The 25,681-nt window shown below is 50.5% G+C and carries 20 protein-coding genes and 1 tRNA gene; 12 read left to right on the top strand and 9 right to left on the bottom strand.

All coding sequences use genetic code 11. The annotated features are described in order from the left end of the window. Positions 1-24 precede the first annotated feature (24 nt). Complete coding sequence (xseA, locus tag B7989_RS07255; RefSeq protein ID WP_088627872.1) at positions 25-1,323, top strand: exodeoxyribonuclease VII large subunit; 1,299 nt, start codon at positions 25-27, stop codon at positions 1,321-1,323. Here the strand turns inward: xseA and B7989_RS07250 are convergent. After that, positions 1,304-1,732, bottom strand: coding sequence for a type I restriction enzyme HsdR N-terminal domain-containing protein (locus B7989_RS07250; protein WP_088627871.1), 429 nt, complete (start codon positions 1,730-1,732; stop codon positions 1,304-1,306). The genes xseA and B7989_RS07250 overlap by 20 nt on opposite strands. Positions 1,733-2,085: 353 nt before the next feature. Here B7989_RS07250 and B7989_RS07245 point away from each other — a divergent pair, with 353 nt between their 5' ends. Continuing rightward, positions 2,086-3,387 (top strand): pyridoxal phosphate-dependent aminotransferase, encoded by a 1,302-nt coding sequence (locus B7989_RS07245; RefSeq protein ID WP_088627870.1) that lies wholly within the window; start codon positions 2,086-2,088, stop codon positions 3,385-3,387. Between the two features lie 50 nt (positions 3,388-3,437). Beyond that, positions 3,438-4,505 (top strand): spermidine/putrescine ABC transporter substrate-binding protein, encoded by a 1,068-nt coding sequence (locus B7989_RS07240; RefSeq protein WP_088627869.1) that lies wholly within the window; start codon positions 3,438-3,440, stop codon positions 4,503-4,505. Between the two features lie 31 nt (positions 4,506-4,536). Here B7989_RS07240 and B7989_RS07235 read toward each other — a convergent pair whose 3' ends face one another. Beyond that, complete coding sequence (locus B7989_RS07235) at positions 4,537-5,355, bottom strand: exodeoxyribonuclease III (RefSeq protein ID WP_088627868.1); 819 nt, start codon at positions 5,353-5,355, stop codon at positions 4,537-4,539. Between the two features lie 201 nt (positions 5,356-5,556). Here B7989_RS07235 and B7989_RS07230 point away from each other — a divergent pair, with 201 nt between their 5' ends. From B7989_RS07230 to B7989_RS07195, 8 genes are all read left to right on the top strand, one after another. Next, positions 5,557-6,141, top strand: a complete 585-nt coding sequence (locus B7989_RS07230) for a hypothetical protein (protein WP_233144295.1) — start codon at positions 5,557-5,559, stop codon at positions 6,139-6,141. Between the two features lie 91 nt (positions 6,142-6,232). Further along, complete coding sequence (locus B7989_RS07225; RefSeq protein WP_088627867.1) at positions 6,233-7,120, top strand: MBL fold metallo-hydrolase; 888 nt, start codon at positions 6,233-6,235, stop codon at positions 7,118-7,120. 14 nt (positions 7,121-7,134) lie between these two features. After that, entirely contained in the window at positions 7,135-7,869 is a 735-nt protein-coding gene (locus B7989_RS07220) for a tRNA (guanosine(46)-N(7))-methyltransferase TrmB (protein WP_088627866.1), read from the top strand. A gap of 38 nt (positions 7,870-7,907) precedes the next feature. Continuing rightward, a complete protein-coding gene (gene recN / locus B7989_RS07215; RefSeq protein ID WP_088627865.1) occupies positions 7,908-9,551 on the top strand; it encodes a DNA repair protein RecN in 1,644 nt (547 codons plus the stop codon). A gap of 75 nt (positions 9,552-9,626) precedes the next feature. Further along, positions 9,627-10,721 (top strand): CDP-diacylglycerol--glycerol-3-phosphate 3-phosphatidyltransferase, encoded by a 1,095-nt coding sequence (gene pgsA / locus B7989_RS07210; protein WP_233144294.1) that lies wholly within the window; start codon positions 9,627-9,629, stop codon positions 10,719-10,721. A gap of 50 nt (positions 10,722-10,771) precedes the next feature. Then, positions 10,772-10,845 (top strand) — tRNA-Met (locus tag B7989_RS07205). 87 nt (positions 10,846-10,932) lie between these two features. Beyond that, on the top strand, positions 10,933-13,149 hold the full coding sequence (gene dnaG, locus B7989_RS07200; protein ID WP_088627863.1) for a DNA primase: 2,217 nt from the start codon (positions 10,933-10,935) through the stop codon (positions 13,147-13,149). A gap of 12 nt (positions 13,150-13,161) precedes the next feature. Continuing rightward, positions 13,162-14,529 carry a class I SAM-dependent RNA methyltransferase gene (locus B7989_RS07195; protein WP_088627862.1) on the top strand — a complete coding sequence of 456 codons (1,368 nt, stop codon included), beginning with the start codon at positions 13,162-13,164 and terminating at the stop codon, positions 14,527-14,529. Here the strand turns inward: B7989_RS07195 and B7989_RS07190 are convergent. The 7 genes from B7989_RS07190 to B7989_RS07160 all read right to left on the bottom strand — a co-directional run bounded on the left by B7989_RS07190 (position 14,526) and on the right by B7989_RS07160 (position 23,443). After that, on the bottom strand, positions 14,526-15,065 hold the full coding sequence (locus B7989_RS07190) for a DUF5662 family protein (protein WP_088627861.1): 540 nt from the start codon (positions 15,063-15,065) through the stop codon (positions 14,526-14,528). The two genes, B7989_RS07195 and B7989_RS07190, sit on opposite strands and share 4 nt — an antisense overlap. A gap of 17 nt (positions 15,066-15,082) precedes the next feature. After that, on the bottom strand, positions 15,083-16,705 hold the full coding sequence (locus B7989_RS07185) for an ABC transporter ATP-binding protein (protein ID WP_088627860.1): 1,623 nt from the start codon (positions 16,703-16,705) through the stop codon (positions 15,083-15,085). Next, a complete protein-coding gene (locus B7989_RS07180) occupies positions 16,702-16,971 on the bottom strand; it encodes a PqqD family protein (protein ID WP_088627859.1) in 270 nt (89 codons plus the stop codon). Before B7989_RS07180 ends, B7989_RS07185 begins: the two co-directional genes overlap by 4 nt. Positions 16,972-16,985: 14 nt before the next feature. Further along, positions 16,986-17,444: a S24/S26 family peptidase gene (locus B7989_RS07175; protein WP_088627858.1), complete on the bottom strand. Its 459-nt coding sequence runs from the start codon at positions 17,442-17,444 to the stop codon at positions 16,986-16,988. Next, a complete protein-coding gene (locus tag B7989_RS07170) occupies positions 17,441-18,328 on the bottom strand; it encodes a hypothetical protein (RefSeq protein ID WP_088627857.1) in 888 nt (295 codons plus the stop codon). The genes B7989_RS07175 and B7989_RS07170 overlap by 4 nt, the downstream gene beginning before the upstream one ends. After that, on the bottom strand, positions 18,325-19,443 hold the full coding sequence (locus B7989_RS07165) for a nucleotidyltransferase family protein (RefSeq protein ID WP_158212879.1): 1,119 nt from the start codon (positions 19,441-19,443) through the stop codon (positions 18,325-18,327). Before B7989_RS07165 ends, B7989_RS07170 begins: the two co-directional genes overlap by 4 nt. 370 nt (positions 19,444-19,813) lie before the next feature. After that, the gene (locus B7989_RS07160; RefSeq protein WP_088627855.1) at positions 19,814-23,443 is read right to left on the bottom strand and encodes an InlB B-repeat-containing protein; all 3,630 of its coding nucleotides are present in this window, start codon (positions 23,441-23,443) and stop codon (positions 19,814-19,816) included. Between the two features lie 357 nt (positions 23,444-23,800). On the opposite strand from B7989_RS07160, the gene ilvD reads away from it, so the two are divergent. Then, positions 23,801-25,657, top strand: a complete 1,857-nt coding sequence (gene ilvD, locus B7989_RS07155; protein ID WP_088627854.1) for a dihydroxy-acid dehydratase — start codon at positions 23,801-23,803, stop codon at positions 25,655-25,657. The last annotated feature ends 24 nt before the right edge of the window (positions 25,658-25,681 follow it).

Here is a 25,681-nt window from a genome sequence, read left to right as displayed (position 1 = left end):
CCGTAAAAATAGTATATTCTGCGCATGGAATCCGAAAACAAGTCCTACACCGTTACGCAATACATGAAAGCCTTGAAGCAGAAGGTAGAATCTACCCCTGCCGTATGGGTGCGTGGCGTGATTACCCAGATTAACGAGAAATCGAAAGTCGTTTACCTGAGTATTGCGGACTTTGAAGAAGGGAACGTGAATCCGCTCGCGACCGTGCCGCTTTACTGTTTTGCGGCTAAATTCGCCGCCATTCGCGCCAAAGTTGAAAATTACCCGCAGCCATTTGAACTGAAGGAACAGCTCAAAGTCAGCTTTTTAATCAAGGCCGACCTGTACGTGCCTTACGGGAAATTGCAAGCGCAGATTCTGGATATAGACCCGGTTTATACGCTTGGCGAACTTGCGCTCACCAAGAGCGCCATTTTAAAGAGGCTCGCGCTTGAAGGCCTGCTCGAAAAGAACAAGGCGTTGGCGCTTGCCGACGTTCCCGTTCGTGTGGGTTTGATTACCGGTGAAGGCACTGCCGCCTACAAGGATTTTACGACAAAGCTTGCTGAATCGCCGTTTAGCTTCAAGGTGAAAACGGCCTATGCCAAAATGCAAGGATCCGAAACCGAATCTACAGTTCTTGCGGCTCTCGAAGAACTCGCCAAGGATTCGGAGCTGGATGTAGTATGCATTATCCGCGGCGGCGGAAGCAAAACCGATTTGAACTTTTTCGATAGCGAAGCCTTGTGCCGCGCCGTCGCAAACTTTCCGCTGCCCGTATTCACCGGAATCGGGCACGAAATCGACCGCAGTTTGCTAGATGAAGTCGCCTACCAGTCCTGCATTACGCCCACCGATACCGCGAAGCGCTTGATAGACCGCGTTGCCGACAGTTGGAACAAGATGCTTTCGACGGCGCAAGAAATCGCCGGACAAACTAAAGAAGTCCTTCACGACTACAAGCAAGAGCTTTCGAATACAGGCAACCGCCTACAACAAAAAGTGAACGCCCTGATTCAGAAAGAAGCCCTCAAGCTTTCGCTCTACAGAAGCAACATGCAAAAGGACTTGCAGTTCATTTTTAGAGGCGAGCGCGAACGCATTGCCCGCAACAGCGAAGGTCTGCACCAGGGTTCCCGCAAAATTTTGGATCTTGAAAAGTCCAGATTCAACCTCGTGGAACTACGCGTCAAGAATGCAGATCCCGAGACAACACTTTCAAAAGGCTACACTCTTACGCTCGATGCCAACGGCAAATTCGTGCGCAACAAAAGCCAGCTCAAGCCAGGCGACACGCTGACCACCAAGTTTAAGGACGGCAACGTTATTTCTGTGGTGAAGTAAATTCCGGCAGTTTTTCAATCTTCTTAAAACGCTTGGTGGTTGCGTCCAGTTCAAAGTATCGCACAGCGTCGCCCAAAGAAAGCATCACATACTTGGGCGTAAGCACTTTCAAATACTTATTCAATTGCACTTGCAACGCTTGCCAAGTATACTCGCCGGGAGCCTTGCATTCCACCAAGAGCCACGGGTGTTTTAAATCGCCGGACGCCTTGAAGTCTTGCACCAACAAATCCACCCGGTCATCGTTCTTGGGCTCCACCATCGAAAGCGCAAACTCCACCGCAATCAAGTTCTGCGGTACCTTGACTTCATCTATCAGGAACCTGATTGTCGCCTGACGCACCCGTTCTTCGGGCGTATCGGGAACATCTTTCCCGCGAACCGGATCGTAAATGGTACCGTGAGTCATGCCGGCAAAAATAAAAAAATACCTGACAAACCTTGACAATCTCGCGTAACAGGTAGTATATTTGGAGACATGAACAAAATCTTTGGACAGAACATCATCGCAGCGAAAGCGTTCGCAGCAAGCCAGGCAGCGGCCCGAGCTATTGTGGGGCTGTCCAGAGAAACCAAAATCTGTAAAGCGTAACGCTTAAATCCAGACAAAAAGTTTCAAGGGCAGCCCCGTAAAAGGCAGCCCTTTTTTATTACCCCCTTTTTAACCATTAACCATAAGGAAAAACGAAAATTCTTAACAGATTATATTCTATAATTACAACGTAAAAACAAGAATTTTCGATACCTATACAGGAGCATAAAATGCGCAGAAGACTATTGAGCGAAGGAGCCAAGGAACTCTCTTACGAAATCCGTGAGATCGTGAAGAAGGCAAACCAGCTCAAGGCACTCGGTCTCCCCATTCACTGGGAAAATATTGGTGACCCCATCGAAAAGAAATGTCAGATTCCTGACTGGATTAAGGATATTGTTGTTGACCTCGCCCGCACCAACCGCAGCTACGGCTATTGCCCCTCCAAGGGCATGCTCGAAACGCGCGAATTCCTGGTGAAAGAAAACAACAAACTGGGCGGCGCCCAGATTAACGTCGACGACATCCTGTTCTTCAACGGCCTCGGTGACGCCATCGCCACCATCTACGGTCTCCTCTCGATGAACACCCGTATCATCGGACCGGCCCCGGCCTACTCCACCCACAGTTCCGCCGAAGCGGCCCACGCCCACACGGCCCCGATTACCTACCGTCTGCAGCCGGAAAATCACTGGTACCCGGATCTCGAAGAACTCGAGAACAAGGTGAAGTACAACCCGAGCATTGCGGGCATTCTGATTTTGAACCCGGACAATCCGACGGGCATGGTTTACCCGCTCGACATTCTCCAGAAGATCGTGGACATTGCAAAGCGTTACGGCCTGTTCATTATTTGCGACGAAATCTACAACAAGATTACGTACAATGGAGCTCACGCTTACGCACTCGCTGAATACATCGGGGACGTTCCGGGTATCGCCCTCAAGGGTATTTCCAAGGAATACCCGTGGCCGGGTGCTCGTTGTGGCTGGGCAGAATACTACAACCGCGACAAGGACGAACAGTTCGACGCCTTCTGCCGCGCTATCGATAACGCCAAGATGGTGGAAGTCTGCTCAACCACACTCCCGCAGATGACGATTCCGCGCGTGCTGGGCGATCCGCGTTTCATGGAACACCGCACGGCCTTGAACGAAAAGATTGGCCGCCGCAGCGCCATCATCAACGAAATCCTTTCCGACATCCCGGAACTCTACTTCAACCCCACCTACGGTGCGTTCTACAACACCATCATCTTCCGCGAAGGCACGCTCAACAGCCACCAGACCTTGAAGATTGACAACCCGATCATCAAGAAGAAGGTGGAAGAATGGTGCAGCAAGACCACGAACCTGGACTACCGCTTCGTGTACTACCTGCTGGGCGCGAAGGGCATCTGCGTGGTGCCGAGTACAAGTTTCTGTACTGACCTGAAGGGCTTCCGCGTTACGCTTCTGGAAGAAGACGAAGAGGAACTGCGGGAAGTGTTCACCACGATCCACGACGCCATCGTGGAATACCTGCACAGCTAGTCTACGCCTAAAGGGGATTAGGAGGACTGTCAAAGAAGGATGGAGTGGGTATGAGAAAAATGGTTTTTCACATCGCTGTTGCAATGGCTCTCCTTGCGACAGGAATTCTTTGTGGTTGCGACAAGAAGTCGCAACAGCACCCTGTGACAGTCACAGTCCTTACTTATAGCGAATACATGGATCCTGACATGATAACCGATTTTCAAATGAAAACCGGTTACAAGCTGCAGTTGGTAGAATACGAAGCCCAAGAAGAAATGATTGGCAAACTGCAAGCCGCCATGGAAAAACAGTACGACGTGGTTATCGCTTCGGACGTAATGATCCAGCAAATGATACACTTGGAACTGATTAGACCCATCGACATGGACCAGATTCCAAACAAAGTAAACATTGCGGATCAATTCAAGAATCCCGTTTACGACCCGAACAACATGTACACGCTCCCCTACCAATGGGGAACCACCGGCATTCTGTACCGCGACACGACGCTTAACCCCAGCGGCGTAAGCTACAACACTATTTTCAATCCCATGCAGATCAAAGGCAAATTCAGTCTGCTTGACGAATCCCGTTCTATGCTTTCTATTGCATTGCAGGCGAAAGGCATAAACGCCAACAGCTTTAGACCGGAAGACATCGAAAAAGCAGTTGAATGGATCAACGAAATCAAGCGCGATCCGAATTTCGCCGGCTTTGAAGGCTCTGTAAGCGCCAAAGACAAGGTCCTTGCAAACGAATACTGGGCTGCTATCGTATTCAACGGAGAAGCGATGGATGCCATTGCGGAAGACCCGACGCTTCGCTATGCCATTCCCGTTGAAGGCAGCTTCATGTGGGTAGACGCCATGACTCTCAGCAGTCGAGCACAGAATGTTGATGGCGCATATGCCTTCATGAACTACATTCTGGATGCACAAAATGGAGCAAAGCTAGCAACAACGATCAACTACGCTTCTCCGAACAGTGCATCGCTCAAGCTCATTGACGAAAAGTTCAAGAACAACCGGGTAATTAACCCAACCCGCGAAGAAATCGACCGCATGGTATTCTTGCGCTACCCGGGCAATGCAGTCAAGCTCTTTGACGAAGCCTGGAAAAGCGTCAAGGGAAGATAATAAAAAAACGCTCCTCAAAAGGAGCGTTTTTTTATTGTTCGTAAGCAGGAGCCGGAGCCGCAATCGGCAGCGGTGCAAACGGAGGTTCGAGTTCAATGCTGATCGGGCAATGGTCCGAACCCATTACATCCGGATGAATTTCGGCATTGATAATATTGGGGACAAGGCCTTCGTCTACGAAAGCGTAGTCGATACGCCAACCCACATTGCGCTTGCGGGCTCCGAAACGGTTTGACCACCAGGAATAACGGTCACGTTCTTCGGGGTGCAACAGGCGGAAGGAATCTATAAAGCCATTTTCGACGTACTTGTCCATCCACGCACGTTCAATCGGCAAGAATCCGCTGACGTCCTCGTTTTCCTTGGGGCGGGCGATATCGATTTCCTTATGGCAGGTATTGTAATCGCCGAGCGTCACCACGTGCTTGCCATCGCTAATCCAGCGCTTGCTGTTTTCGAGGAAGGCGTCATAGAAACGAAGCTTGTAGTCCAGGCGGTCATCGCCCTGTCCACCATTCGGGAAATAAATGCTATTGAGAACCCAGTCCGGGAACACGAGCTGGAGCACGCGGCCTTCTTCATCGAATTCTTCGATGTCGAAGCCATAGTTCACGCGGTCAGGTTCGATTTGGGTATAAATGCCTACACCGCTGTAGCCCTTCTTGCGACGGCAAGGGTTCCAGTAGGCAAAGTAGCCGTCAGGATTCGCCACCTCTTCGGGAATCTGGTCTACCTCGGCACGGACTTCTTGCAAGCACAAGATATCCGGCTTTGTTGCAGCAAACCAGTCCGTAAAACCCTTTTTGAGGGCGGAGCGAAGCCCGTTCACGTTCCAGCTATAAATATTCATGTTATACCCAATCTTAATCCGCGCCAAAAATACATTTTTTTGACTGCACTAGGGAGTAAAGATGATTTTATCCCCCTAAACTCCGACTTTTCAGCCTAAAAACCAACTAAAGAAACTAAAAGTTTACATTCGATAATTAAAAAAAATAAACTTTCTAAAGAAAATAAATGCAAAACGAAATAATAAAATTATATTTAAGGCATGAAATCTACAATCTTGCTATTCTCTGGTTTCGCTATAGCTACTCTCCTTTCCGCCTGTGCCGGTTCAAACTCTGGCGATAATCTGGAAGTCCCGACGAACCTTCCCCCTATCTGCCGCGATATTGACTTTGTTGAGCAACCCGATATGCGAGAAATGTGCGGCGTTCGCACTGTCCACACCCTGGCCTATAAGAACATTCCGCAACAACGTTACCTGATCAAGCCGCAAGAAACATCGATTGTAAAATCAAACGGGAAAATCGAACTCCGTTTCCAGAACTCCCTGCCGCTCCTTTTGGAAGGCCCCATTACCGAAGAACTTGAATTCTCCCAGCAAAAGCGCCTCGAAAAAATCAAGAATTCCTACGATTACCACGAAATTTACAATAAGGGAGCCCAGCGTATCCGTATTTTCAAGATGGGAATCCCGACTGACAAGGGCAACGTCTACAATTTCTGCTTCCGCATTCCCGAAAAGAAGGGTAATGCCCGTACCCGTAGCGTAGCCATGGGTAACCATATTGAAACCTTGAGTTGCGAAGACTTCGACAAACTCGTCGCAGAAAACGCAACGACCAAGTAAATTCAAAATCCGTATTTCGGAATTCAGAATTGAAAAGGAATCGCGCCGAAAGGCGCGTTTTTTTTATATTTGGCGGTAAAGTTTTACAGTCATGGCAGAGAGTAAATACATTCATAACGCCTTGAAGCAAGTACACGTGAATACCTCGTGTACCTCCGTTGTCGGCTTCTCGATTTCGGGGCTTGCGACCTATATTCAGCTTCCGGAACTGGATTTTTGCATCGATATGGGCGAATGTCCGCTTTCGGCGACGTCGTTGAATCACGTTTTCTTGACTCATGCCCACGGAGACCACGCCCGTTGCCTGATGCGACACTACAGTTTGCGCAAAATGATGGGCGTTGAACGCGAAAGTACCTATTACATGCCCGAACGCATTTGCGAAGGGGCTCGCAGCTGGATTCATTCCGAAGCCATGTTCGAAGGCGTACCCGAGACAAAGTTCCGCTACCCCGAAATTGTCCCTGTAAATAGTGGCGACCTCCTGTTTTTGGAACACCGCAAGGACTTGGCGTTCGAAGCCTTCGAAGTCAAGCACTCGATTTACGCCATGGGCGGCACCTTGTACCATTACAAGAGAAAACTCAAGGATGAATACCTGGGAAAGACTCCCGACGAAATCATCAAGCTGCGCGAAAGCGGTACCGAGATTACGCGCGAGGTATACGACCCGCTAGTAAGCTTTATGGGTGACTGCATGGGCGAAAGCCTGTTGGAAAACCAGCGCGTATTCCAGTCTAAGGTCTTGATTACGGAATGCACGTTCCTTGCCCCTGAAGACTACGAGATGAGCCACAAGAAGGGCCATACGCATATCACCCAAATTGCAGACGCATTAAACCGCATGGGCGACCAGGTGAAATGCGAAAAGATTATCCTTGCACATTTTTCGATGAAGTATTCCGAAAAGTACATTCGCGAAATGATTGCAAAAGAAATTCCGGAAAAGTTTTTGGATAGGATCGTCGCGTTTATTTAAACGAAAGAATTTTTATGGCAAACGAAGAATTGAACGAAGAAAAAGAACCCAAAGAAGTCGTTATTCCTGAATTTTACCGCGACTTGAAAGAAGACTCGGAATCGAAGGGCCTTTGGCATTACGTGTTCCGTACGCACGGAGACCGCAAGCCGATTGCAACACCCGACGGACTCCCCCACAAGCTGGACTTTAACTGGAAAGACATGTTCCCGAACATGGGTGACCGCGTGGAAGTCGAAATCGGAAGCGGCAAGGGCGGATTCCTTTCGGAATATGCTCCCAAGCACCCCGACACCGTCATCATGGGCAGCGAATGGGATTACACCTGGGCCAAGTTTGCACAGCGCAAGATGGACAAGGCCGGCGCCCTAGCCAACGCCACCATGCTCCGCGGCGACGTATTCTTCTTTTTGCGAGACTGCGTGAAGGATAACACGGTGGACGCTTTCCACATGTATTTCCCGGACCCGTGGCCGAAAGAACGCCACCACAAGAACCGCCTTCTGCGCCCGGATTTTCTGGTTGAAGTCGCCCGCGTGTTGAAACCGGGCAAGCGCATTTTCTACTGGGGTACCGACCACCAGGAATACAACGAAGTCGCGCTCGAAGTTTTCGACAACTTTAAGGGTTGCAAAATTCTGGAACGAAACACCGCAGAACCTACCGAAGGGATCATGACCGGCTTCGAAAAGAAGTACCGCAAGGAAGGTCGTCCCATCTACCGAAGCGTTGTCGAATTCGAGAAATGACACTTAGTGTCAAGCTAAATTGCTAATTTATTTGTCGTATGTTAAAGCACCTGTCGATTAGTGGATTTACTTTGATTGCGAATGCGGAAGTTCCGTTCCGCGATGGTTTTACTGCAATTACCGGCGAAACCGGCGCAGGAAAATCGGTACTCTTGAAATCCCTCCGCATTGTATGCGGCGACAAGGCGCAATCCACCATGGTGCGTACCGGCGAAGAAAAGGCTGTGGTCGAAGCGACATTCGATATTGCAAACGAGCCGCAGGTCAAGAAGGTTCTTGAAGAACTGGAGCTCGACAGTGATGACGAACTGATTATCCGCCGCGAAATCCAGGAAAACGGCAAGAGCCGCGCCCGCGTGAACGGTGCCGTGGTGGCACTCCCCGATTTGCAGCGTCTGGGCGAAGAACTGATCCAGATGCACGGCCAGAGCGAACAGCTCTTGCTGCGCGACATCCGCACGCATACGCAGATGCTCGACGATTTTGCCGGAAACGGCGAACTGCTCGCCGAATATACAAGCGAATGGACCGCCTGGAACAAGATCCAGGACGAAATCAAGGCTACCGAAGAGCGCGCAAAGAACTTGGCCGCCCAGAAGGACTTTTTGAAGTTCCAGTTCGATGAACTTTCGAAGGCATCCCTGAAAGAAGGCGAAGAAGAAGCGCTCGAAGAAAAGGTCAACAGTGCAAGCAAGCAAGAAGCCGAAACCCGCTACTTGAACGACATTCAGGGAATGCTGGGTGGCGAAAACGGGCTCTTGGACCAAGTGCAAATATTGCAATCCAAGTTGCGTTCACTCGCCGCAAAACTCCCGGACTACGAAGATTATTTGAAGTCGCTTGACGAAGTGACCGACCCGTACGAAAGTGTTTGCAAGGATTTGTTGCGTCTGCGCCCGTCCGCAGCCATGAGTGCCGCCGACATTGACCGCGCCAACGCCCGCATTGCCCAGATTCAAAAGCTCAAGCGCAAGTACCGCACCGATGTCGCGGGCCTAATTGCCTTGACCGAACAACGCAAGGAAGAACTTTCCAGCCTTGAAAACTTGGACGCCGATTTGGAAGAACTTTCCAGGCAATCCAAGAAGGCGCATGAAGCATTGCAGGCAACCGCCCTCAAGCTGACGACATCTCGCCAGAAAGCCGCAGAGCGCTACGACAAGGCCGTAAGCGCCATTCTGAACACGCTCGGCATGCCGAAGGCAATTTTTGCGACATCGATTACCATGCAGTCTTTGTCGCCCAATGGCGCCGACAAGATTGAATTTACGCTCGCCCCAAACCCCGGCGAAGGCTTCAAGAGCCTGCAAAAAGCGGTTTCGGGCGGCGAACTCAGCCGCGTACTGCTTTCGATCAAGAGCGTGATGGCCGACCTCGACCGCGTTCCCCTCTTGATATTCGACGAAGTGGATTCCGGAATCAGCGGCGAAGTCGGCAACAGCATCGGCGAGGCATTAAAGAACTTGGGCCAGCACCACCAAGTGCTCACGATTACGCACTTGCACCAGGTGGCAAGCCGAGCCAAGAACCAACTCGCGGTCAGCAAGGAAGAAATCGACGGCCGCACGTACACGCATGTGGTCGAACTGGACCACGACGGTCGTATTAAGGAACTTTCTCGCATGCTCGGTGGTGAAAGCGACACGATTCGCGAGCACGCAAGACAACTATTAGAAGTTTGACAGAGGCTTTAAATGACACAAGAACAGACATCCGATATTAGACTGCGCTCACGAGTTTGGAGCGTTTTGCGAGCTATGGTTTTTATAGCCGTCATTGTCTTTATCTGGATGGGCATGGCCAAAACCGCCACCGCCCTGGTTGCAATCGCCCTCATCATGGGTTGGGTTAATTTGTACCAACTCCGTTCGCAAGAAATTGAAAAGCCCTATTACCGACTCTGGCTGAACGTGGTTGACGGATTCCTTTCGTTTGCGGTGATGACCAGCATTTTTGTGCGCGACTTGCTCCAAAACGATCAAGCCGAAAAGTTACTCGCCGTCGGTTGCGTATTCCTGTTGGCCCGTCTTGTCGCCCACACGCTCTTTAGCCTCGGCGTGCTACGCGAAGGCAAGTCGCTCCCCCGTAAACGCCGCTGGAGCAAGATGTCGAACATCGCGATTACGGTGACCATGGGCGTGTACTTGTTGAATCTCGAAGACTACCAGCAGATTTGCATGGTGACGTCGATTCTCTTGATTATCGCTTCTACTGTCGCCTACGCTTATTGGTATTACCGCGACCCCGCCCACCGCAAACCGCTTTCGATTGCAAGCCAGCTCACCATGAGCCGCATTGTGCTGACTCCGTTCTTCTTGTGGGTATTCTTCTACGACAACGATCTGGATTACAGCAACAACAGTCTCGTTTTCAAGAGTCTTTCACTGGTGATGGTGCTCGGCTTTATGCTGACGGACTTTTTGGACGGTTACCTGGCCCGCAAGCTCGGCGAAGTGAGCACGCTCGGCAAGTACCTGGACCCGTTCAGCGACAAGATTTCAAACATGACAATTTTCATGTGCTTTATTGCCACAGGTTATGCCCCGGTATGGATGGTCGCCCTTATTTATTTCCGCGAATCGAGCGTCGAGACACTCCGCACTCTCGCTGCAAGCGAAGGCTTGATTATGCCGGCACGCCGTAGCGGCAAGTGGAAAACCGCACTCCAGGGTATCGGAATTGTCGCCATCCTGCTCGGCGCCCTCGACCCCATGGAAGCGATTATCCCCAATTATCAAGCATTCTGGGCCATTTTCCCGCAAGCTGTGATGGGCGTCATCACCGCAATTACCATTATTAGCGGTATTGATTATTTCGTCGCCAGCAAGCATATCCTGAAAAAATTCGTGTAAAAAACCCTTGACAGGGCTATAAAAATTTACTATATATGGTGCAACCTCGACGCGGGGTGGAGCAGTTGGTAGCTCGTCGGGCTCATAACCCGAAGGTCGCAGCGTTCAAGTCCTGCCCCCGCTACTAAAAGAAACCCGTCCTTCATAAGGACGGGTTCTTTTTTTATGTCCATATCAAAAAAAAGACTCTCTTTCTTGCTAAATTTGAGCCGTGGCGTTCTACTCTAACGAAATTATTCAGCAACTCAAGGCCCATGCAGATATTGCGTTGGTCATTGAAAATTTTGTACCGCTGAAGCGTTCCGGAAATGGCCGCTACCTGGGCGTCTGCCCCTTCCATGACGACAGAAGCCCCTCCATGAATGTGAATCCGAGCCTGGGCATTTACAAATGCTTTGCCTGCGGTGCGGGCGGAGACGTTTTCAAGTTCGTTCAGGAACACGAAAAAATGGATTTTAAGGGCGCTGTGGAATGGGTCGCAAACTTTACCGGTTTTGCACTCCCCCAGCTAGGTGCGCCCGAAGACAGCGAAAAGACCGAAGAACGCGCCATGGTCCGCAGGTTGAACGAACTGGCCTGCGAATGGTTCGAACAGCAGCTTACGCTTTCGCCCAAGGCGTTACAGTACCTGTCTAGCCGCCACATTACCGATGAGACCCGCAAGCTGTTCCATATCGGCTACGCCCCGGATGGTCGCGAAGGCTTTATCGGCTATGCCGTCAAGAACGGATTTTCACCGCTGGACTGTGTCAAGGCAGGACTTGCCGTCCAAAAGGAAAACGGCGGAATCTCGGACAAGTTCCGTGACCGCTTAATGATTGCCATCCAGAACCTTTCGGGCGTGATTGTCGCCTTCGGTGGCCGAGACTTAAGCGAGAATAAAGATTTTAAACGCGCAAAGTACATGAACAGCCCGGAATCGGCGCTGTACCACAAGAGCGACATTCTGTTCGGCCTGCATCAGAGCCGCCAAAGCATCGCGAAAGAAAATGCGGTGATTATCGTGGAAGGCTACTTTGACATGATCAGCCTGTATCAAGGCGGTGTCACAAACGTGGTGGCAGCCTCGGGAACGGCGCTGACCGAAACCCACGCAAGCATTCTTGCCCGATACGCCAACACCGCCTACCTGGTATTCGACGGTGACGCAGCCGGCCAGAAGGCAACTCTCAGAAGTTTGGAAATTGTCTTGCCCAAGGGAATTGCGCCCCGCGTATTCGCGCTTTCACGCCCCGATGGCACCAAGATCGACCCCGACAACTTTGTGAACGAACGCGGTGCAGACGCATTCCGAGCCGCTTTGCGCGAATCCGAGGACTGGCTTTCTTATTTGGCCCGCCAGCATGACATGCAAAGCCCCGAAGAACGCGCCCGCTTTGTAACTTATACCAAGTCGCTTGTAAAAAGCATTACCGACCGCGAACTTCAAAATCAGTATGTGAAGCTGATTGCGGAACGATTCAACACGAGCCGTTCCTTGGCCCAAGTGAAAAGCTTGAAGCCGCAAAAAGGTCCCGAAGAACGCCGACCGATGGGAGCAACCGCAGCCGCCCCTGGAGCAACAGAAGTGATTCCGCAACTGGAGCAGGCAGCCACACTCGACTGGGCAAGCATTCCGCCGATGGAAATCCGTTTTGCGAACTTGGTACTTCGAAATCCGACGCTGATGGACCGCGCGCTGGAATACTTCGACATGGACTGGGCCGCAAGTGGAGTCCGCATGTTTGAATCTCCGGTGGTCGAAGAATTCGTGAATTCGGCAATTGCACTTTACGCCGAAACTGGCGCCGTTTCGCCGCAGCTGATGTACGAAAACGTATCGCCCACGCTTAGGCTCTTTTTGGAAGGCCTGCCCGAAGAAAAGTGGAAGACGCCGCAAGAAATCATCGAATTTTACCAGACGCTGACCGTATTTTCGACAAAGCTCTGCGACAGGCAAAAGCACCTGATTCCGCTGACCAGCAACGAAGCGGTTGAAACGCGTATGCAGATGTCCAAGTTTACGCAGGGCATGCAAAAGTTGAACGCCCTGTTCAACGCCGAAAAGATTACCATTGACGCCTTCGCCGACCAAGTGGTCCGCAGCAAGGCACAACTGATATTGTTCCAGTCAGTCATTCAAGGCGCCCCGATGCCAGCAGCACCGATCGTGATTACACCGGCCTCCATTCAGGCTGCGCCCGCACCGGTTCAAGCAGCGCCCATCCAAGCCGCACCTGCACCGCAGAGCCAGCAGCCGAGCGCCCCCGCATTTACAGAAAATCCGCCGCAGTCCCCCGCTGAATTTGCCTCTGAAAACTATTCCGAAGAACAAATGCCTAGCGACGAACCGCCCGAGGGTTTTGAGCCCCCGCCGCCCGAAGACGACGAAGAATATTCCTACGGCAACGATGATTTTAACGCCGATTCAGACGATTTCGGTTACTAAAGCAATCTAGCAATGCTTCCTACGGCCCTTGAAAAACGAATCAAACGCCAGATAATCGGTAAGCCTCACCGCTTTTTGGCGATTGTACCTCTCGGTTTTGAACAGACTCTCGTTCAGGAACTGCTGGGTTTCGGGCTAGAATTTGCCGACGCCGAAACCGCCCCACGTATTGCCGGCGACGGCAAGGTCGAATTTACTACCAAGATTACCGAAACGTGGAAAGCCGTCGCTTACAGCCGTATCGCTAACCGCGTGCTGATGCATGTCTATGATTTCAAGGCCGAAAATTTCCGCGACCTCGAAAAGAAAGCCGCCGAAATCCCGTGGGAATTATACCTCGCACCGGACCCGGTCCAGATCCACGTAACCAGCAAGCATTCGCGCCTGTACCACAGCGATGCCGTCGCCGAAAGATTGCAGAAGGTCTTAGAAGGGGTAAGTCTCCCCCTCGCTCCAGCCGCGGCTTCCGCTACCCCCTCTCCTAGGGGCTTAGCCCCTAACACCCCACATTCCGCACCTCAAAACCTCTACGTCACACTTATCGATGACCGCTGTACCATTTGGCTTGACCTTGCCGGCGAAGAACTTTACAAGCGAGGCCACGAGCGTTTCGTGAACGATGCCCCGCTCAAGGAAACCATCGCCGCCGCGATGCTATTTGAAGCATCTAGCATTGCGCCCAGCAAAGAAATCGCAGTCTTCGATTTAATGGCCGGCAGCGGCACATTCAGCCTCGAAGCAGCCTACATGGCAAACGGACTCATTCCAGGCAAATGCCGCGATTTCGCCTTAAAGCACCAGCCCGCCTTCAAGGAAGCCACGTGGAATTTCATCACGAAAAACATCGTTGCAGGCGACAGTGGAGCGAAGCAATCCATCGCGAGAATCATCACCTCCGACATTTCGCCTAAGGCGGTCGAAATCGTCAAGCACAATGTGGAGTGTTCACCGCTCGCAGGCATCGAGCCCGCCCCCGTCTCGCCGCAGCTTCGCGACTTTTTCGACTACACCGCCCAAGAAATTGCCGACGCCTGCCAGGTCGGAATTCACTCTGACAACTCGAATCCGAGCGAAGCCTCCCCCGTCATCGTACTGAATCCGCCCTACGGCAAGCGTCTCGATTTTGATGCGCCCAAGCTCTACACGCGCCTCGGCCGCCGACTCGCCGAGCTCGCCCGCGCCCTGCAGGCCCTCGGCCAATCGCTCACGGTCGCCATCCTTGCGCCTAAAGACGACAACCGCCCCGGCTCCGCATACACCTGCACCGCAAACTTGCTGCGAGAGTGCCCCGGCTTGTCGCCCGAGCACAATCCAGCCGCCAAATGCATCGCCACAAGCCACGGCGGCTTCAGCCTGAACGCATTTATCGCAAAAATCTAGATCTCTGCTTCCGGCAGCACCTTCGTGCGGCGCATAAAGGCGAGCGTTTCCTTTTCACCTTTTTCAGCAAGCATCTTGAGCAAGTACAGTAACTTGCGGTAAGTCTTTTCGGTCATCTTTTCGCGGGCCGTACTTTTAGTCAAATACAGCAGCGGAGATTCTTGCGTGTAACTGGATTTGCCATAAGTCTTGGATGCCGCCACCCGGTCGCAGAACATCTCTTTAATGTAGCGGTCCGGCATATCAATCGGCACAAGCTTCTTGGTCGCCATTTCGTAGTCATACCAGAATTCAAAATGATGCTTGTTCCGACCCTTATGATGCATCCAAGCCAAGCTATAGCCCTTGTCGTAGCGTTCCCCGTTGTTAGGAGACTGATCGCCCATGTAATACTTGGCTCCCGGAATAAATTCGGTCGGGCTGTATTTCGACAAATCGTGGAACAACCCCTGGAATCCGATTCCCGCCTTAAAGCAAAGCCGAATCACCTCGTTCCGGTGCTTCGTAATCGTTATAAAGTGTTTAAGCGGATGCATTTTCGCTCACATGTTTTTCACAGTCGGACAACTTCGTCGCAAATTTCAGACATTGCCGAACGGTGCGTCACAAAAATCATGGTCTTGTCGGGGTAAGTCGCAAACAGTCTTTCGAACAATTCGCGCTCCGTCGATTCATCAAGCGAAGAACTCACCTCGTCAAACAACCATACGTTCCCGGGCCGCAAAAGACTGCGAGCAATTCCGATTCGCTGCGCCTGGCCCTCGCTCAATCCGCGGCCGCGCTCCCCGATTTCGGTATCCAAGCCATCAGGCAAATCCAGCACAAAGTCGGCGCACGCCGCGTGCAAAGCCTGCAACATTTCCTGCTCGCTCGCATCGGGCTTGGCCAGCTGCAAGTTCAGGCGAACGCTCCCGCTCAGCAAGGTATTGCCCTGCGGCACGTACACAAAATTCGTGCGAGTTTCTTTGCCGATCGCACACACCTCGGAACTTGAATAAACCAGCATGCGCCCGCTATCAGGCCTTACAAAGCCGAGCAGCAGCCGGAACAAAGTCGTCTTTCCGGCACCAGTCTTGCCCATAATCGCCGTTTTGGAGCCAGGCTCAAAATCGTGACTGAAACCTTCTAGAACCTCGTGCCTTCCCGCCGCATAGCCAAAATGCAGATTTTCGAGTCGCACCCCGAGCGAACCTTCAAGCGCCATAGGCGTTCCGTCACCTTCGGGCTCCTTAGATTTTTCAAGATCTTCTAGGCGGTCAATGCTCGCCGTAGTATGCACCACTTGCGGCACCATGTTCAAAATCGAAAGAATCGGGTGCTGAATCTGGCCAACCAACTGCAAGAACGACGTCATCATACCAAACGTAATCGCCCCATCGCGCAGCCCGAGGCCGCCCCAAATAAAGGCCAACAAGTAACCCAGCCCAAAGGCAGACCCGAGTGCAAACCGCGAAAGCGTAGTGAATCGCGTACGGCGCAAAACATCGCTTTCCAAGTGCTGTTGCATGTCACCCAAGCGGCCCGCCACCCAGTTTTCACTTTCGAGCGAGCGCATGAGCACATTGTGTTCCACGCCCTCTTGCACCTGCATCTGGATTTTCGATTCGCGTTCACGAATCGCAAGCGTCATGTTCCTGAGTTTGCGAGACACCAGCTTTCCGAGCACAATCGCCACCGGCGTAAGCAAAAGCAAGGCCCAGGCAAGCCGCGGGTCAAACCAGCGCATCAAAAGGAACGCGCCCACCAGCTGTAGCGCCGTCACAATCATTTGCGGCAATGTTTCCATGGTCGTGGTCGACACCGACTCGATATCTTTCGAAAGTCTGGAAGCCACATCGCCCGAATGCAGTTCCGCCCCCGCGTAAAGCTTGCGAGAGAACAGGCCTTCGAAAACCTGCAAGCGTAAACGGTTCGACTGGCGGACCATGGCCACGTTCGTCATATAATAAAACACAATGCGCAAGACAATCGCGCCCACGACCGTCGCCACAAGCAACGCAATCATGCGCACAATATCATCTTGACTACCCGTGCGAATCGTTTCGTCTATAAAGCGCTTGCTGAGCCATACCATCAACAACCCAAGCGAAATTCGCCCCACACCAAATACAATGCGGAGCGCAATGTTCAGGCGGAATCCATCCGTCCTGTTCCATAACCACGAAAGGTATTTCATTCGACTACGTTCACGTTTTGCCACTGCGAAACAATGCCCTTGACATCGTTCAAAGCATCGTCAGCGGCAACGTCGTATTCGCTACAGAGCGCATCGGCTAGCGCTTCGACCGTAAATTCGCCGAGTTCGCTTGCGCGCGTCCAAAGCCAAGACGCCGTTTCGTTCAGGCAAAGGAGCTTCCCGAAATCGAGAGCGCCAACGCCTTCGCCCATAATTACCTGTTCACCGCAAACTTCGCGCAGAACAAATCCTTTTTTGATGTGCATGGTGTACTCTCCTTCTAGAAATTCCGAATACGGATGTAGACTGTATATAATTTAAGCAAATAACGACGCAAAGGTAAAAGGCTCACCCACATTTTTTGGACAAATTGTATAAAAGGCGTGTAAAGAAATCTTTTGTAACCATTTGGATGCACAACATGCGTTACTTTGGCATAAATTTGTTTACATTCCGCATGCTCACGGCCTTGCAAATTGCCGTCACCCATCAAAGTCACACGCTCGCCCGCCATTTCCAAAACACGGTGAATCACGTACCGATTATCCTCGGTTTTGGCAAGCACGACATCCATCGGCTTCACATTTGTCGGACGAACAAGCACTACGCTGTCGCGGCCACCCTCGATAAACGGGCGCATGCTCCGCCCATTCACCGGGAAGGTCACTTCGACTCCCTCGCCCACCAGGCGAATCGCCTCAGCGAGAATCATCGCATCATCTTTGGGAGCGCCAATCATAACACAACGCTTTCCTTGCAGACTCGCGCGGCCTCTTCGTCAGGCAAGCATTCCAAATGCCATACCGGCACATTCATGGCAAGTGCATTTTCGGTCTTATGCAAACCATCAGCAATCACGCGTTCCCAGCGTTTGCCCGAAATACAGGGAACAAGCGCAGCAAAAGCCTGCACGCCACGCAAGCGGACAATCTTGTTGTACGGTGCCTGCGAAAGCAGCACAAAGCCACCCAATGCAAATTCCTGATTCTTGTAGCAAGGAGTCTTGCCGCTCCACGGCGAGCCGTAAACGACCGCACGATTTCCTTCAAAAATGCGCACCACCGGGTTGTCGTCATTCAAAAGATCCGTGCCTGCAATATGCTTAAGCCAAAGTCTAGCATGAGTGCTCTTGCCCGTACCGCTCTTGCCCAAGAACAGATAGCCGCAATCCTTGTAACTCACGACCGCCGCATGGAACAAGGCCGTATTGCAAGAAGCCGAGGCGATAGCATACAAAACCATCATGGCATTGTTCACCGCAAACTTGAACAAAGAAAGCGGTTCATCCGGAGGAACAATCAACTTGGCCGTCTTGTAATCTTTAGCGCAAACGAGCACGCCCGTCATCTTGAAATGCAGGCGAAAATCGAACACCGACTTGTCTTGAATGGTTCCGCAGAGAATCTGCTGGCCTTCTTCATCCTGGCGCAGTTCTTCGGTATATTCCGGAGCATCGCCACATTCAACATCCATCACAAAAAGACATTCGGAATCATGCACCGCCGGAACCGCAAACGGTTCGTAGTTATCCATGCATTCACTGAACAATTTATCGCAAAGGTCTGCAGACGCGGACACCTTAAACACATGCCCCGCCACCTTGTAACAAGCCGATTGAATCATAAAGCAATTCTCCTGCGTTTAATGCGCACAGGAATCAGCGAAATCGTCGCTCGCCAGTACTTGAGTTCCTTGAAAACCGCATTCACCGGATCAAATGTCAACCATGTAATAGCCTGCAAGCGGTCCTTGAACCAGCGTACAAAAACATTCTTGGGCTTAGGTTCCGTCTTGTACTGACCAAAATTTCCGCCCGAAAGGGCAAGTTTCAAAAGGCGTTCACCACGCCAGCGATCCGGCGCACAAAGCATCAAGCCGCGTTCAAGCCCAAACACCTCTTGCAGCATCCACATCACGGCTCCACAGGCGCGCATCATGCTCAGGCGTTTCATGACAACTAACGCAGCACTACGATCGCTTTCGGTAGAATGTCTAAGCAGCATCAGGTAATCCGTATACTGCCTAAGACCAAGACCGCCGCTATAAAAATGCTGCTGCAAGTGCGCCATTTGCATCACGAGCGCAAACTTGATTGACGGAGAATAAAAGCCCTCGGGCACCATTTCTGCCTTACGGATTTCTTCGTTCAAGAACTTCTGCAACGCTCCATTGCGGAACGGGATTCCCGACGCGGGCTTGAAATGCACCTCCACCGTGACTCCATCCTTATTTTGGGGCAAGTGAATATGGTGCCGCGAATAAGCATGGTCATCAGTTTCCGCATTCAACAAATTCAACTTATAAAGCAATTCGGTTACACCCTTGCGGCCGCCCTCGACCCAAATGTCGATATCGCCACACTGCCTACTCTGCGGATCCGGATAAAGTCTTGCATTGGCGGGGCCCTTCAAGATTGCATTTTTGCGACCCGCGCCCTCGAAAACCCGAGTCAAGCGCGCCGCCTCCAGGTTCAACAGCTTGTTCATGCCCGCGGTGCCCTCGGCATCCATGGACCAGCGCAACAAAAGAGCCCTTGCAGGCCTGAAATTTTCCGGAAGTTTCTTGACCGCGATAAAAACGACGCCCAAAACACTCTGGCGCTTCGCCAGCTTATAAATAGCCTTCCAGTCTTCTTCGGAAGGCGCCTCCTCAAGCCCCTGCAAAGCGCCCGTCGTATCGAGCGCAAGCTGCAACAGTTTAAACAAGAGCTTGTCTGTTTTCTTCAGAATTAAACCCATGGCCGCAAAGATAGAAAAAATGGGCATTCTTCAAGAAGCCCATCTTTCAACCTAATCAAGCAAAGAACCTTGTCCTACGTAAGATCGCCTTTGTGACTGGAGTCCAAATTGACCGGATTCTCATTGTAATTCAAGATGATGCAATTAGAATCTCCAGACGAGCAAAGTAAATCTGTTCGACTTAGAAGAGGAAATACTTCCATCTTCGGCGGTTCATATGTAGCTTTCTGCTTATTCATATTTACTCAACATTAATATTATCCGGCAAACAACTTTCTGGATCAGTACTACAATCTAATAATGCTGAGTTGCAGGGCATTTCTACAATTTCCATTTCCGGTTTTTCGTATGTCTTTTTATTTTCCATCTTTTACCTCACAATTACACGCTTACCATTATAGTAATATGTTCCCTGTGTCGTGGGCTTAGCATTGAGTCGACGGCCGGACAAATCATACCAACGATCCATTTTTAGCTCACCAGTTTTGGTGTTCAGCTCTCCGCCACCAATAACAATACCCTTTTGACTTACAATTTCTACATCCACTAAATCAGGGAAGGATTCAGGTGCATAATTATATGCTTCTTTCGATTTCGCCAATGCTAGAGACACGTCGTAAACCAGGTAAGCTCTCATGGGAAGCAGCGTAGCTTCGGTAAACTGACTAGTCTTAAATCTAAAGAATTTACCCTTTGTCAAGCCATTTTTATCTTCAGCAGAATAACCATACCCGTAGGTCCAATCCGGATGAGATTCATTCAAGACAATCTTTTCATACGAGCCCTTGAAGATCCAACGATTATCCACAGAAGGATTCATTTCTTCCGTACTAAAGGAAACCGGTTTACTCAAATTAAACGTGATATTCTTAGAATCCGGGTCAGCAATAAAGATGTACGGCTTGTTTGCTTTCAATTCGTTATCTACAGGCTCTTCAACACGGAAAGTCCATTTTTTCGTTTCAGACGAATATTCCATTGCCTTAAATTCACAGAACTCACCGCCACTAACTTCATCCAAACTTACCGTAAAGGGGAACATAACGGTTGACTTTAAGCCACCAGAAAAGTCTCGATTAAAGATAATCTGGTCAACTACAACATTGTCTGCCGTAGGAATATTTACCGTTTCTTCAGATACGCCATCAATTTTTGCAATAGCCTTGTCGGAATATTTTTCAATCGTCACAGCACCATAATGGGTTACCACAGGATTTTCCACCCAGTGCGGATACAGTGTGATATTTACGTTATCCGTATAATCGAATCCCACATCATACACTTTTTCGCCACCATCGGTCAACGACCAGCCATCAAGGGTGTAGTTTTCAATCGCATATTTAGTATTCGGTATACCCAAGGTATACGTTTTATTCAGATCTTTCTGCTTTTCTACCTTGCCAGCGCCTTTGTTGAAGTTTTTCAGTTTAGTTCCGGGCTGGAATGTAATTACATTATACCACTTTGCATAAAGAGTCGTATTTTTATTAATACCTTGGAGATAGCGAACAGATGTCTTGAAGTTTGGATCCAAATACCAATCATCCATCTTTACAGGGTTACCAGAAACAAACGCATTTACCAACTTAACCTTTTCCGGACCTGTATAGGTCGAAGAATTTCTATTTGTCGCCTCAACACCATACAATTCGTAAGTTATAGTATATTCTCCGCAAGAAGTCCAATGCGGGAACAACTTGAGGTTTGCATTGTCTCCATATTTAGCACCAAATGCATAGTCAACTTTATATCCTTCCTGACCATAATCCACTTTAGACCAGCCATCGAAAGTACACCCACCAACAGCGAACTGAGGAGGAGCATCCCTAAGCGTAATTGTATCGCCATAAGTTTTAGTAGCGCCGGGCACCGTTGCCGAAATCGTAGTCCCGGAAAGGTACTGGATAGTGTAGGTCGCAACAGTCCACTTGGCATAAATGGTCTTATCGCCCGTAGAGCCTGAATCAATCTGAGTCGCAGGATTAGTCAGATTTGCATCATAGAACCAGCCTTCAAACTTAGCCCCATCCTTGGTCGGAGCAGCAAAGACAATGTCGCCACTGTTGACATTATATGTGGTTAGATTCGTAGAGGCATTTGTACCACCATCCAACTCATAAACAATCGAATAGGATTCTATTTCCCACCTTGCATGGAGTACCAGATTACCCTTTAGCGTGTCAGCAAAGGAATATTCGTTTTGCTCTGTGCAATTTTCAACAACACACCATCCAACAACCTTGTATCCATCATCCGTAATGACAGTATCAGGACGAGACACCTTTTCCCCCTCAGTAACCATCCGAACAAAATGGACATCCGTCTTTCCATGCAAAGAGGCATCAAAAGTGACAGAGTATGTCGTAGCCTTAGTCCATACAGCATACAGAACAACAGGTTTCGTCACATCAATGGCAGAAAGGTGAAGCGTGTCATTTGCACCAATCACATCATCCTTACCAAATGACTTTGGCTCATAAGCCCAACCTGTAAAGTAGTATTTCACCTTATTGGCACCAGTTCCAATTTCATATACCGTGGGAACAGAAAAACCATCTACAGAAACCGTGCCATGCTTTGCCACAGAAATTTTCTTGATTTTACTTCCATCAGGGAATGTTGCGTCGGAGAAATCCCCTTCAGAATCAGTCTTAAAAGTCACCTCATAAAAATCATACCAAACAGCATAAATAGTAACGGCAGAGTGGGCAATACCCAGATCTGAAGATGTATCTGCATCTGCTGTTACAGCCCATCCGGCAAATTTTTTTCCTGTACGCGTAGGCTCACCAATTTCATCCGCCGTAATAGCAGCATTCTTAGCTAGAATTTTCGCAGTTCTTGCTCCAGAAGCAAACGAACCTCCATTCGCGTTGAAAGTAATCTTGTAGCCATCAGAACCGTTCATGGAAATATCGGACTGGCCAACAGACCATACATCGGATGTGTCTCCGGTACATACACCTTCATTCCATGTACCGCCATTCAAGGCACAGACAACACTGTCTGAATTCAAATCGGCAACTTTTTCTGTATTAAATTCTTTTCCATTGGGTAAAACACCAATTCCATCATAATTGGCAGAATAGTACAAATTCTCCGTTGTCAAAGTTCCCTTAGAATTTTCATAGCTACCCGCTACGGCACCGATGGAACCATCAACCGTGTAAAGATGGTCTCCAGAATAAACACATGATGTCAGAGTAACATTACCATCGTTACGAATCGCCCCAACGACACCACCCACATTGGTATTCGCACCACTAGCGGTCACGCTTACGGAACTGACGCAATTGGATATCGTCACATGCTTCACATTTCCCGCGATACCACCGACACGGTTTGTTGCACCGCTCGTTTCAATGGAACCTGACGCCACGATATTTTCAATTTTTACAACCGTTTTATCAGTCGCACCAACCCAGCCGACAAGAGAACCCACAGAAATCGGCTTATCAGACCCAAGACCCGTGGTTCCAGAAGATGCCGCAGCATATATTTGTATTTCCTTCAAGATCAAGTTCTTGACCTTTGCGTTTGTAGAAAGAACACCAAACAATCCAATATTTTGGGCATAGGCAGTAATACCATTCTTGGATTTTCCAGTAATACTGGATATATCACTGTTGATTTCGGATGTATTAACATAAAGATTCGAAATGGTAAAGCCCTGACCATCAAAAGTTCCTTTAAATCCAGTATCTTCACCAGTACCCGACCCAATAGGAATAAACAGTTTCCCCTGCATATCAAGGGACTTGGTCAACTTGAATTTTTCTGAACTTAAAGCCTTGTTCGTTACCTTGCAAGAAACCCACGCCAACTTTTCCGGCGTATCAATCTGATAATAGCCGTCGCTACCTTTGGATGCCTCTTGCGTCAGGAAATCGCCCCAGCCCGTACCCGTTTTGCAATCAAGGGCAAAAGCCTGTGCTACAAACAACATAATGGCGCATACAAATACACCACAAAATCTATTCGTGAGAATATTCTTGTCCATCAAAACCAACCTCGTTTTTATTGACGCGCATAATATAGACTTATCCCCACAAAATTCAAAGGGATTTACATCACACCCCGTTTGACCAAAATACAACAACCGCGAAATTTGCGCAAAATCGCCATTTATAAGATTATTTTAAGATTCCCATAAGAAATATACTACATTTAAAAGTTTGCGTTTTTAGTTCAAAAACGGCAATTTGGGGGTCATTTTTGCAGATTTAGCCCTATTTTGGCACCGTTTTGCGCGTCAACACTCAATTTTTCTACATTTTAGCCCGAAATTTGGCGTCTTTTTCCCCGCATTTTTTACGGGTAACGCCGCAGATTTTAAAGACACAAAAAGAGGATTATTATGCCGAAACTTCGTTCGCTCAAGACTATGGAAGGCCGCGAAATGGCCGGTGCACGCGCCCTGTGGCACGCAACTGGAACCAAGGTGGAAGACTTTGGTAAGCCCGTGATTTGCGTGGTGAACAGTTACACCCAGTTTGTTCCGGGCCACGTTCACCTGAAAGACTTGGGCCAGGTTGTGGCCCGCGCGATCGAAGCAGCCGGTGGTGTCGCCAAGGAAATGAACACCATCGCCGTTGATGACGGTATCGCCATGGGCCACGACGGCATGCTCTACAGCTTGCCCTCTCGCGACCTCATCGCCGACTCCACCGAATACATGGCTAACGCCCACCGTGCCGACGCCCTCGTTTGCATTTCTAACTGCGACAAGGTGACTCCGGGTATGCTCATGGCTGCCATGCGTCTCAACATTCCGGCAATCTTCGTTTCTGGCGGCCCGATGGAAGCTGGCCACGTCACCACGAAGGACGGCAAGGACCGCGCTCTTGACTTGATCGACGCCATGATCGATTCTGCCGACAACACCATCAGCGACGAAGAAGTGGCAGCCATCGAAGCGAACGCTTGCCCGACTTGCGGTTCCTGCTCCGGCATGTTCACCGCAAACTCCATGAACTCCCTTACCGAAGCTTTGGGCCTTAGCCTCCCGGGTAACGGCACCATCGTTGCAACGCACGCCGAACGTAAGAAGCTCTTCGAAGCCGCCGGTAAGCGCATCGTGGAACTCTGCCACCAGTATTACGATTTGAACGACGAAAGCATCCTCCCGCGCAGCATCGCTACGAAGGACGCCTTCGAAAACGCCATGCGCCTCGACATCGCCATGGGCGGTTCCTCCAACACCGTGCTCCACTTGCTCGCCGTCGCACAGGAAGCTGGCGTCGACTTCACCATGAAGGACATCGACCGCCTCTCCCGCAACACGCCGTGCATCTGCAAGGTCGCCCCGACCGTCCACAACATTCACGTGGAAAACGTGAACCGCGCTGGCGGCATCATGGGTATCCTCGGTGAACTCGACCGTATGGGCCTCATCCACAAGAATGCAAAGACCGTTCACGCAGCCTCCATGGGCGAAGCTCTCGAAGTGAACGACCTCAAGCGTAACCCGAGCGCCGAAGCCAAGCAGCGCTACCTCGCAGGTCCGGGCCGCAAGTACAATATCGAAGCCTTCTCGCAGAACTTCATGTATCCGGATCACGATCTCGACCGCGCAAACGGCGCTATCCGCGATGGCGAACATGCCTACACCAAGGACGGCGGCCTCGCTGTTCTGTACGGTAACCTCGCTATCGACGGTTGCATCGTGAAGACCGCAGGTGTCGATGAATCCATCTGGAAGTTCACTGGTCCGGCCATCGTGTTCGAAAGCCAGGAAGAAGCTGTCGAAGGCATCCTCGGCAACAAGGTGAAGGCTGGCGACGTGGTCGTCATCCGCTACGAAGGCCCGAAGGGTGGTCCTGGCATGCAGGAAATGCTCTACCCGACCTCTTACCTCAAGAGCCGTCACCTCGGCAAGTCCTGCGCCCTCCTCACCGACGGTCGTTTCTCCGGCGGTACGAGCGGTCTCTCCATCGGCCACGCTTCTCCGGAAGCCGCCAACAAGGGTAACATCGGCCTCGTGCACACGGGCGACGTCATCGAAATTGACATCCCGAACCGCACCATCAACGTGGAACTCACCGACGCCGAACTCGACGCCCGCCGCAAGGAAATGGAATCTCGTGGCGCCAAGGCTTGGAAGCCGGAAACCCGCAACCGCGTGGTGTCCAAGGCTCTGCAGGCATACGCTGCCATGGCATCGTCCGCAGACAAGGGCGCTGTGCGCGACCTGTCTCTGATCGGAGTAAAGTAAGTAAAGGAGATTCCCGGTCAAGCC

This window comes from Fibrobacter sp. UWB5 (assembly GCF_002210295.1).
Classification (GTDB): domain Bacteria; phylum Fibrobacterota; class Fibrobacteria; order Fibrobacterales; family Fibrobacteraceae; genus Fibrobacter.
The sequence above is the reverse complement of the archived record's forward strand: the minus strand, read 5'-3'. Positions and strand labels throughout refer to the sequence as shown.

What these genes read in the sequence shown, in the direction of transcription:
- B7989_RS07225 (WP_088627867.1), top strand. Translation starts at nt 6,233, where the DNA reads ATGGCAGAGAGTAAATACATTCATAACGCCTTGAAGCAAGTACACGTG.
- B7989_RS07245 (WP_088627870.1), top strand. Translation starts at nt 2,086, where the DNA reads ATGCGCAGAAGACTATTGAGCGAAGGAGCCAAGGAACTCTCTTACGAA.
- B7989_RS07185 (WP_088627860.1), bottom strand. Translation starts at nt 16,705, where the DNA reads ATGAAATACCTTTCGTGGTTATGGAACAGGACGGATGGATTCCGCCTG.
- ilvD (WP_088627854.1), top strand. Translation starts at nt 23,801, where the DNA reads ATGCCGAAACTTCGTTCGCTCAAGACTATGGAAGGCCGCGAAATGGCC.
- B7989_RS07175 (WP_088627858.1), bottom strand. Translation starts at nt 17,444, where the DNA reads ATGATTGGCGCTCCCAAAGATGATGCGATGATTCTCGCTGAGGCGATT.
- recN (WP_088627865.1), top strand. Translation starts at nt 7,908, where the DNA reads ATGTTAAAGCACCTGTCGATTAGTGGATTTACTTTGATTGCGAATGCG.
- xseA (WP_088627872.1), top strand. Translation starts at nt 25, where the DNA reads ATGGAATCCGAAAACAAGTCCTACACCGTTACGCAATACATGAAAGCC.
- B7989_RS07235 (WP_088627868.1), bottom strand. Translation starts at nt 5,355, where the DNA reads ATGAATATTTATAGCTGGAACGTGAACGGGCTTCGCTCCGCCCTCAAA.
- B7989_RS07220 (WP_088627866.1), top strand. Translation starts at nt 7,135, where the DNA reads ATGGCAAACGAAGAATTGAACGAAGAAAAAGAACCCAAAGAAGTCGTT.
- pgsA (WP_233144294.1), top strand. Translation starts at nt 9,627, where the DNA reads ATGGTTTTTATAGCCGTCATTGTCTTTATCTGGATGGGCATGGCCAAA.
- B7989_RS07190 (WP_088627861.1), bottom strand. Translation starts at nt 15,065, where the DNA reads ATGCATCCGCTTAAACACTTTATAACGATTACGAAGCACCGGAACGAG.
- B7989_RS07170 (WP_088627857.1), bottom strand. Translation starts at nt 18,328, where the DNA reads ATGATTCAATCGGCTTGTTACAAGGTGGCGGGGCATGTGTTTAAGGTG.
- B7989_RS07240 (WP_088627869.1), top strand. Translation starts at nt 3,438, where the DNA reads ATGAGAAAAATGGTTTTTCACATCGCTGTTGCAATGGCTCTCCTTGCG.
- B7989_RS07230 (WP_233144295.1), top strand. Translation starts at nt 5,557, where the DNA reads ATGAAATCTACAATCTTGCTATTCTCTGGTTTCGCTATAGCTACTCTC.
- B7989_RS07160 (WP_088627855.1), bottom strand. Translation starts at nt 23,443, where the DNA reads ATGGACAAGAATATTCTCACGAATAGATTTTGTGGTGTATTTGTATGC.
- B7989_RS07195 (WP_088627862.1), top strand. Translation starts at nt 13,162, where the DNA reads ATGCTTCCTACGGCCCTTGAAAAACGAATCAAACGCCAGATAATCGGT.
- B7989_RS07250 (WP_088627871.1), bottom strand. Translation starts at nt 1,732, where the DNA reads ATGACTCACGGTACCATTTACGATCCGGTTCGCGGGAAAGATGTTCCC.
- B7989_RS07180 (WP_088627859.1), bottom strand. Translation starts at nt 16,971, where the DNA reads ATGCACATCAAAAAAGGATTTGTTCTGCGCGAAGTTTGCGGTGAACAG.
- B7989_RS07165 (WP_158212879.1), bottom strand. Translation starts at nt 19,443, where the DNA reads ATGGGTTTAATTCTGAAGAAAACAGACAAGCTCTTGTTTAAACTGTTG.